This window comes from Sphingobium sp. (genome assembly GCF_003248505.1).
Classification (GTDB): Bacteria; Pseudomonadota; Alphaproteobacteria; order Sphingomonadales; family Sphingomonadaceae; genus Sphingobium.
In genome coordinates this window covers 23,458-30,887 of record NZ_QFOA01000038.1, presented here as the reverse complement: position 1 = coordinate 30,887, position 7,430 = coordinate 23,458, and the positions used below count along the sequence as shown (strand labels likewise).

7 protein-coding genes and 1 pseudogene are annotated in these 7,430 nt (G+C 62.2%); 5 read left to right on the top strand and 3 right to left on the bottom strand.

Features of this window, described 5'->3' with window-relative positions:
- Positions 1–175: pseudogene (locus DI606_RS12500) on the top strand (integrase); the annotation flags it as partial.
- A 244-nt stretch (positions 176–419) separates the two neighbouring features.
- Here DI606_RS12500 and DI606_RS12495 read toward each other — a convergent pair.
- From DI606_RS12495 to DI606_RS12485, 3 genes are all read right to left on the bottom strand, one after another.
- Complete coding sequence (locus tag DI606_RS12495; RefSeq protein ID WP_293983449.1) at positions 420–971, bottom strand: DsbA family protein; 552 nt, start codon at positions 969–971, stop codon at positions 420–422.
- Between the two features lie 136 nt (positions 972–1,107).
- Entirely contained in the window at positions 1,108–2,448 is a 1,341-nt protein-coding gene (locus DI606_RS12490) for an ATP-binding protein (RefSeq protein ID WP_293983443.1), read from the bottom strand.
- Positions 2,445–3,098 (bottom strand): winged helix-turn-helix domain-containing protein, encoded by a 654-nt coding sequence (locus DI606_RS12485; protein WP_043150826.1) that lies wholly within the window; start codon positions 3,096–3,098, stop codon positions 2,445–2,447. The genes DI606_RS12490 and DI606_RS12485 overlap by 4 nt, the downstream gene beginning before the upstream one ends.
- 85 nt (positions 3,099–3,183) lie before the next feature.
- Here DI606_RS12485 and DI606_RS12480 point away from each other — a divergent pair, with 85 nt between their 5' ends.
- The 4 genes from DI606_RS12480 to DI606_RS12465 all read left to right on the top strand — a co-directional run bounded on the left by DI606_RS12480 (position 3,184) and on the right by DI606_RS12465 (position 7,384).
- Positions 3,184–3,981 (top strand): TlpA disulfide reductase family protein, encoded by a 798-nt coding sequence (locus tag DI606_RS12480; RefSeq protein WP_293983437.1) that lies wholly within the window; start codon positions 3,184–3,186, stop codon positions 3,979–3,981.
- Between the two features lies 1 nt (position 3,982).
- Entirely contained in the window at positions 3,983–4,663 is a 681-nt protein-coding gene (locus DI606_RS12475; protein WP_043150827.1) for a DsbA family protein, read from the top strand.
- 74 nt (positions 4,664–4,737) lie between these two features.
- Positions 4,738–6,849: a thioredoxin family protein gene (locus DI606_RS12470; protein ID WP_293983434.1), complete on the top strand. Its 2,112-nt coding sequence runs from the start codon at positions 4,738–4,740 to the stop codon at positions 6,847–6,849.
- 106 nt (positions 6,850–6,955) lie between these two features.
- The gene (locus DI606_RS12465) at positions 6,956–7,384 is read left to right on the top strand and encodes a DsrE family protein (protein WP_235209647.1); all 429 of its coding nucleotides are present in this window, start codon (positions 6,956–6,958) and stop codon (positions 7,382–7,384) included.
- Positions 7,385–7,430: the final 46 nt, after the last annotated feature.

The following is a 7,430-nucleotide window of genomic DNA, read 5'->3' as shown; positions in this document are numbered from 1 at the left end:
CAGTGCGCACTCGACGCGGATCGGGCTCAATCAGGACCTGTTCGCCAGCGGGGAGGATTTGGCCGGCATCATGGACGCGCTGCGGTGGAAGTCGCCGCGAATGCCACTTGCATACAATCGCAATCTAGCAGCTGAGCAAGGAGCGGCCGGTCGACTTATGGCCAAAATCGGATAGCGATGGCAATACCTCGTGAAGTCGATCGTCTAACAAACCGGCTTTCACAGACTTACTAGCGGCCGATAGGGTGTTCTAACCACGTTGTCTGGAGCCCAGACGCTAACAACAACGCGGCCTATCGATTGTCGGGGAAGCTCACGGACGATTCCTATAGGCGAAATGACGCGCGTCCAGCGCGATATTGCGCTTCGCGAGACCGCGAACGAATAGTGCAATGACCGTACCGGCGTTAGCTGGTCAGTCATTCAGCGATGCGAGCCTTATCCCGAGCCTCGGCAAAGATCGCCAAAAATTCATCTTCAGTCTTACGGCCAATGGCGAGGAGGCTTTCGACGAGGAACGCAGGTGTGCCGCGGATACCGAGACCGAAGGCAAGATTGGCGTCCTGATGCAAACGGTTTAGAAATGCCTGGCGCCGGTCTTTCAGATCCTTCGTGGCCTGCTCCCAATCCGCGCCTATATCGTGTCCGATGTCGCGCAGCGCTGTCTCGTTCAGCGGTATGTGCATTGCCATCGTGCGGTCGTGATAGGCGGGATAAAGACTCTGTCGGTCCATAGCGAGGCCGACCAGGGCGGCACGCTCCGCCATTGGCCCGAAGAACGCCAGATCGCGATACTCGATCCGCACGTCACCGTCCTGCTTCACTGCGGCTGCAAGTATGTGCGCGGTCACCTTGCAGATCGGACAGAGGAAATCATTGAACGCAACGACGGTCACCGACCCATCCGGGTTTCCAGCCGACCGACCCGTCCGCTGGTCTGCGGCGGTTTGAGCTCTGCCATTTGAAGACATGTCCTGAGCCAAAGGCGCAGTTTCGCGAAGTGCCCAGCTTCCGAGCCATCCCACTGCGGCAAATCCGCTCAGCATGACAAAGTCGCGGCGGTTGAATGCCGTTCGCGGAGATACATCTCCTTGATCGGGGGGAACGTCAGCTGGCACCATTGCTCGATATCCTGACGCGATTTGATGGAAAGCGCAGCACGGCGGCAAAGCCGGCATCATCCAGACGAAATTCCAGAACGCCCTGCGCTGGAGCGATTGCGGCCTCGACGATCGACAGGCCCAGCCCGGTGCCGCCCGACGTGGCGCGAGGGCCACGTTCGAACCTGCGACGCACACGCTCAACCTCATCCGCCGCGATGCCCGCCCCACAATCGATGACACGCAGCTCCAGTCCATCGTTTGCGGCACACTCGATCCGGACTGGGCCTTTGCCGCCATGGTGCAGAGCGTTCTCCACCAGATTGCCCAGCGCAAGGCGAAGGGCTTCGGCATCGATTGCCAGGTCGACATCGCGGAGTCCGCAGGCGGTGACGATCGATCGACGGCCCGTCGCGGCCAGATGTGCATAATCGCCGACCACGCCGTTCACCACGTCATGCACGCGTGCGAAGCAGTTGGCTGGTTCCGCCTCTCGCCTTTCCTGCCGGGCCAGCTCCAGCAACTGGCGTACCAGTCGGCTGGTGCGATCCACCGCTATAGCGATGCGCTCCAGGGCATGATCCCGCATGGCCGGGTCCGTGGCGCGACGGGCCACTTCCGCCTGGGTCTTGAGACCAGCCAGCGGCGTCTGGAGTTCGTGCGCGGCGTTGGCCACGAAGTCGCGCTCGGCCCGTCTGGCCCCTTCAAGTCTGCTAAGCAGATCGTCCATAGCCTGCACCAGAGGCCTCAGCTCTTCGGGCACAGGGTCGACGGCGAGCGGCTCAAGGGTCTGTGGCGAACGCAGCTCGATTGCGCGGGCAACACGACCGAGCGGTGCAAGGCCACTCCTGACACCAAACCAAAGCAGCACTGCGAGCGCAACGAGCCCGACCGCTGCGGGCAACAGCAAGCCCAGCATCAGATCGTTGACCAGATGCTGGCGGACCGCCAAGCTGTCGCCGACCATGACCCTGATGCCACGCGCTGTGTCGACATGTGTATAGACACGCCACTGTTCATCTTCGATCTGGCGACTGGAAAAACCGGGTGCGCCCCCGGCCAACGGTGCATCGGGCGCTCCGGTTGACTGACCGATCAATGCGCCGTTCAGTGACCAGATCTGGCACGACAACTGGCGGGAGTAAGGTGCCGGGGCCAGTCGCCGCACTGGTCCGCTGGCGGGAATATCGAGTGCAGCGACCATTCGTGCCGCCTCCACCAACCGCCCGTCGAGCACACGCTGCACTTCAGCCCTGGTTGAAAAACTCGTCCAGCCTGCTGCACCCGCCCAGACGAGCATGGTCACGCCGGCGACGAGAATGAACAGACGGATCCGTAACGCAGTCATGATCGTATAATCCGGTAACCCTCTCCGCGCACCGTTTCGATCCGGCTCCGGCCGAGTTTTGCACGGAGCTTGTGGATGTGTACCTCCACCGCGTTGCTTTCGATTTCTTCCTGCCAGCCGTAGATGCGATCTTCCAGCTGGCTGCGCGACAGCACGTGCCCCGGGCGCTCCGCCAGAGCATGCAGGATCGCAAACTCGCGGCGGGACACGGCGATTTCCTCGCCATCCAAGGCCACTGATCTACGCGCTTCGCTGATTATCAGCGCACCCAGTTCCAGATCGCCGCTTGCCCGGCCACTGGCTCGACGCATGATCGCGCGCAGGCGGGCTGATAGTTCCGTAAGATCGAAGGGTTTGCCCAGATAATCGTCGGCACCGCGATCAAGTCCCTCGACCCGGTCCGCGACCATGTCACGCGCCGTCAGCAGCAGCACCGGGGTCTCGACGCCGGCCCGTCGCCATTCCGCTAGCAGGTCGAGACCGGAACCATCTGGCAGGCCGATATCGAGCACGACGCCAGCATGATCTCCTATCGCGGCGCGCGCGTCGGCAAGACAGGCCACAGCATCGACCTCGAACCCCTCAAGGCCCAGCCCCACCACGATACCGTCGCGCAGAATATCATCATCTTCAACAAGCAGAATCCGCATTTCTGCTCCTTTCCCTGTCCGCCTTACCGCTACCTTAAGCCGGATGCTAAGCCTGCCTTAAGAAAGGGCGGCAAGGAGAACCACAATGGATGGCGTCATACAGATCGGCCCACTTGCCATGGCTACAGACCGTTTGATCGCTGTTGCAGCGATCTGGGCGTTTCTGGCGATCGCGGGTGTGATTGCCGCGCGGCTGGATAGTAGGGCAATGCGTGCCGGATGGTTGTCCTTGCTGGCCGGACTGGTTGCAGCGCGCATCGGCTTTATTCTTGCCAATATTGATGCCTTTATCGCCGAACCCTGGACCATGCTTGCAATCTGGCAGGGCGGATTCTCGGTCTGGGCAGGCGCTGCGGCGGCGTTGATCATCATCTTGGTTATGCTGGGGCGCAAACCTGCAGGTCTTGCCCTGATCGCCACGGTCGCAGGTCTTTTTGTACTTCATCTCGGTGCGGCCACCTTGATTGCACCGGATGTACGACCGATGCCGCGCCTGATGCTGACGGACCTCGATGGCAAACCGGTCGAGCTGGGCATTCCAGGGCGACCTATGGTTATCAATCTGTGGGCCACATGGTGTCCGCCGTGCCGTCGCGAAATGCCGATGCTGATCGACGTGGCGCAAAGCTCCAAAGTTCCGGTTCTGCTCGTCAATCAAGGCGAGGACGCTGCGGCCATCCGTGCGTTTCTTGCCAAGCAGGGCCTGGCCAACGGGGCAATCGTGACTGATCCGGGCGGCGTCTTGGGCAAAGTTGTCGCTTCGGTGGCGCTTCCAACCACCCTGTTCGTCAACGAGGCGGGCGAAATTGCCGGTCTCCACGCCGGCGAGATATCCCGGGCGGCGCTGACCGCAGGGATGCGTGATCTGCAAAGGACCCAATGAGATGAAGACACTGACAATCGCCGCTGGCATCGGCATGGCCGCGCTTCTGGCCGGCAGCGTAGCGCTTTGGAGCGGTGATGCCGACCCGGCGCAAGCTCGTCAGGCGTCGAGCGACACCTCCAGCGCAGACGCGCTGCGCATCCGCTCGCAAATCCAGAATGATCCTGTTGCCCCGGCCATCGCGCCGCAGGGGCACGATGTCACTGTTGTGGTTTTCTCCGACTATCAATGTCCTTTTTGCCGCAAGCTCCACCCGTCGCTCGAAGCACTGGTGAACGAAGACCCCAAGGTGAAACTGGTCTTTCGTGACTGGCCGGTCTTCGGCGCTGCGTCCACCGAAGCCGCGCGGGCAGCCATCGCCTCCAAATGGCAAGGCAAGCATGCCGCGTTCAACGATGCGCTGATGACCACGACAGGCAAGCTGACATCGGACAGTATTCGCGCCGCAGCAGGCAAGGCGGGGGTAGATTGGGCGAAACTGCAGGCTGACCTCACCGCGCACAAGTCTGAGATCGGTGCTGTGCTGGATCGCAATAGCCGATACGCAGCAATGCTGGGTCTTCAAGGCACGCCCGGTATGCTGATCGGCCCCTATCTCATCCCCGGCGGCATCGATCTGCGCGGGTTGCGTGAGGCGGTGGCGCTTGCGCGACGCGACCCTAACGGAACTGCATCACAATGAAAACGCCGGCCAGGACGATGATTGATCGACTACCGCGTCTTACGATAAGGTTTTTCGCACTCTTCGCAGCCGCTTTGCTTGGTTTCATCGCTGGACCGATCGCCGCTCAGGGCACGGCAAATATCAATACGTCGGTGCTGGCCGAATCCGGTTCCCCAAAGCCCGGCACAACAACGCGCATCGCTATCCGCATGGTGCCACGCACTGGCTGGCATGGCTATTGGGTCAATCCGGGCGACAGCGGGCTCTCGGTAGAGGCGAACTGGACCGTGCCGGACGGCGTAACCATGGGTGATCTGCGCCATCCCGCACCAACCCTGCTCGAGCTCGCGGGGCTGGCAAGCTATGTTCACAAAGGTGCATTCACGCTCCTTACGGATTTGAACCTGAACGACGATGTTGCTCCGGGCACTGCCATCCCGCTGCGCGTCAACCTCTCATGGCTTGCCTGTTCGGACACGCTGTGTGTCCCCGAACGCGCCACGCTCGATCTGCTGCTGACGGCCGGTGATGGAACATCCAATGCAGCTGCGGCGCCGGTTTTCCGGGCCGCCAAGGCGGCACTGCCTGTGGAAGGCAGGCTTAAACTGGTGGTCGCGCGTCAGGGTGGAGACTGGCGCTTCGACATTGATGGCGAAGCCAGGCTGGATGCATCGTCGGTGCGCCTGTTTCCCGCTCAGGATGGCTGGTTCGCGGCATCGGCGCCGCAGACCGTCGTGCGCCGGGAAGGTGGATGGCGCGTGACTGTCGCCGCATCGGACAATGCTGCGCCCACACCTTCAGATTTTCGGGGCGTGTTTGCGGATAGTAAGCGCAGTTTCGCGTTGATGGCTTCGGGTGCCCGTGAACCCCCCAAGACCAAGGCGCCTGTAGCACGGTCGGCGCCAGCCTCCACAGCCGCGGTTCTCCCCGACGCTGTCGATAAGCCCACTCCGGCGCAGGGCTCTAAGCGTGCCGCGCCAGCCGACACGCGCGCGTTCAGAATTGCACTTACCGGTGCGATCCTTGGCGGGTTGCTGCTCAACCTGATGCCTTGCGTGTTCCCGATCCTGTCGCTCAAGGCGCTGAGCCTCGCTCGATCGGGCGCTGACCGGCACACCGCGAAAGTGGAAGGGCTTGCCTATTTTGCCGGGAGCGTAGCGACGACCACGGCGCTGGGCGCAATATTGGTCGGCGCCCGCGCGATGGGCCATGACATTGGCTGGTCTTTCCAGCTTCAGGATCCCCGGATGATCCTGCTGCTGATGCTCTTGTCGCTGGCAATCGCGCTCAATTTGGCTGGTCTGTTCGAAGTGAGTGGCCCCTCTTTGTCCGGCAATTGGATGACGAAGAAAGGCGGCCTCGGCGCGTTTGGCACCGGTGCGCTTGCTGCGCTGATCGCGACGCCTTGTAGTGGCCCCTTCATGGGCGTCGCGCTGGGCGCGGCACTGGTTCTGCCGGTTCCAGCTGCGCTGGCGGTTTTTGCAGGCCTGGGCCTTGGTATGGCGCTGCCATTCCTGCTGATCGCCTTCGTGCCCCGACTTCAACGCTGGCTGCCGAAACCCGGCGCGTGGATGGCAACCTTCCGTCGCATTCTTGCGATTCCGATGCTGCTGACCGCGATCGGGCTTGCCTGGGTCCTGGGACGGCAAAGCGGCGTGGACGGGCTTGCGATGGGCCTGCTGATCGCCGCGCTGGCCGCGGTGGGATTATGGTGGGTGGGCTTGCGACAAAGCGGGGGGCGCTCCGCCATGGTCGGGCTGGCACCGGTGATGGCGGCGCTCCTGGTCGCGATTGCCGTAGAGCTGCCGCGCCCGGCCGCCGCGACCGCTCCCGCAGATACCGGAGCACAAATGTTCAGTGAGGCGCGCCTTTCTGAGTTGCGCGCGCAGGGCGTGCCGGTCTTTGTCGATTTCACAGCAGACTGGTGCCTTGTCTGCCAAGTCAACAAGCGAGTGGCGATCGACCGGGCGGACACGCAAGCGGCATTCGCGAAGGCGGGCGTGACGATGCTCGTTGCCGACTGGACGCGGGGCGATCCAGAGATCACGCGCTTCCTCGCCAGCCGCGGCCGCAATTCGATCCCTTACTATCTCTACGCGCCGTCGAAAAGTCCGGTTCGGGAGTTGCCGCAGATGTTAAGCAGCGAGATGCTGATCGGGCTAGCCAATGAGTCGGAGGGAAAGACAGATGATGAGCATTTATAACAAATTACTCATTCTGGGGGGCGCCGCCACATTGGTTGTTTGCATGCCCGCATCCGCTCAAGTTGCGAGGCACCCGGCGGTCGCGGACTATGGCGCGATTGCGCCCATGGCGCAGGTTGCCAACCGTCCCGCCGCGACGGATGATATGCGTGCGCTGTTCGAAATCACCGGCGAGGCACGTGGGCCAAACGGGGTCAACCGTAGTCTCGACAGGGTCGCGCGCTATCTCAATCTGCTCGCATCGAGCGGCGTTTCCACCAAACCGGGCGATATCAAGGTCATCATCCACGGGCCAGCCACACCGCTGATTCTGCGTGAAGAAGCCTATCAAAAGCGGTTCAACTCCACCAACCCAAACACGCCGCTGATTGCCGCACTCAAGCGAGCTGGCGTTGAAATCCATGTCTGTGGCCAGGCCACCGCTGGACAGGGCATTGCGCGGGAGGACATTGATCCGGCGGTCACTCTCGATCTGTCCGCGATGACGACGCTGGTCCTCCTGCAACGCCAGGGATGGCCGCTCGTTTCAGACTGACAATAGCAGTCGTCGCGGCGCGAAACCCATACCAGAAGGAAAGAAC

What these genes read in the sequence shown, in the direction of transcription:
- DI606_RS12495 (WP_293983449.1), bottom strand. Translation starts at nt 971, where the DNA reads ATGTCTTCAAATGGCAGAGCTCAAACCGCCGCAGACCAGCGGACGGGT.
- DI606_RS12490 (WP_293983443.1), bottom strand. Translation starts at nt 2,448, where the DNA reads ATGACTGCGTTACGGATCCGTCTGTTCATTCTCGTCGCCGGCGTGACC.
- DI606_RS12485 (WP_043150826.1), bottom strand. Translation starts at nt 3,098, where the DNA reads ATGCGGATTCTGCTTGTTGAAGATGATGATATTCTGCGCGACGGTATC.
- DI606_RS12480 (WP_293983437.1), top strand. Translation starts at nt 3,184, where the DNA reads ATGGATGGCGTCATACAGATCGGCCCACTTGCCATGGCTACAGACCGT.
- DI606_RS12475 (WP_043150827.1), top strand. Translation starts at nt 3,983, where the DNA reads ATGAAGACACTGACAATCGCCGCTGGCATCGGCATGGCCGCGCTTCTG.
- DI606_RS12465 (WP_235209647.1), top strand. Translation starts at nt 6,956, where the DNA reads ATGGCGCAGGTTGCCAACCGTCCCGCCGCGACGGATGATATGCGTGCG.